Annotated in this window: 1 protein-coding gene; it reads right to left on the minus strand. The window is 70.9% G+C overall.

The genetic code is table 11. The features are described 5' to 3' along the window. Window positions 1–104: 104 nt before the first annotated feature. The gene (locus tag V6U90_RS33760) at window positions 105–563 is read right to left on the minus strand and encodes an acyl-CoA thioesterase (protein ID WP_334445262.1); all 459 of its coding nucleotides are present in this window, start codon (window positions 561–563) and stop codon (window positions 105–107) included. Between the last annotated feature and the right edge of the window lie 76 nt (window positions 564–639).

The raw sequence follows: 639 nt of genomic DNA on the forward strand, positions 1-639 counted from the left end.
ACTCACCCCATATCGAAATGATCAACCGGTGATCGCCGCCAACCGCGTCGGTGGATCGAGGCTGAGACCGTCGGGCGCCGCAACCGGCCCAGACCGTCGACGTCTCAGCCGGCCCGGTGCGCCTGGATCGCCCGACGCCGGGCCAGCCGGTGCGCCCGGCGGATCTCCGCCTCCCGGTAGCGCCGCTCGTCCTCCGAGGTCTCCGGCAGCACCGGCCGCACCTCGCGCGGGCCGCCACCGACGTCCACGCCGACGAAGACCAGGTACGCCGTGCCCACCAGGACCGCCTCGTCCTCGGCCGAGTCCCACCGCTCGGCGACCACCCGGACCCCCACCTCCATCGAGGTCCGCCCGGTCCAGTTGACCTGGGCGTGGGCGTGCAGCAGATCACCGACCCGGACCGGCTCGGCGAAGACGATCTCGTCGATCGCCGCAGTCACCGCCGTACCGCCGCTGTGCCGGGCCGCCGCCGCGCCCGCCACGTCGTCGATGAACTTCATCAGCACACCACCGTGCACGGTGCCGTAGAGATTGACGTCGACCGCCGTCATGATCCGACTCAACGTGACCCGGGAGGTGACTGGTCAGGTGCTCGTCGGCGGGTCGGCTTGACCTGGGTCGTTCGGGTTGGATCATGGT

Origin of the sequence: Micromonospora sp. CPCC 206060, from assembly GCF_036906895.1 — a bacterium.
Taxonomy (GTDB): Bacteria; Actinomycetota; Actinomycetes; order Mycobacteriales; family Micromonosporaceae; genus Micromonospora.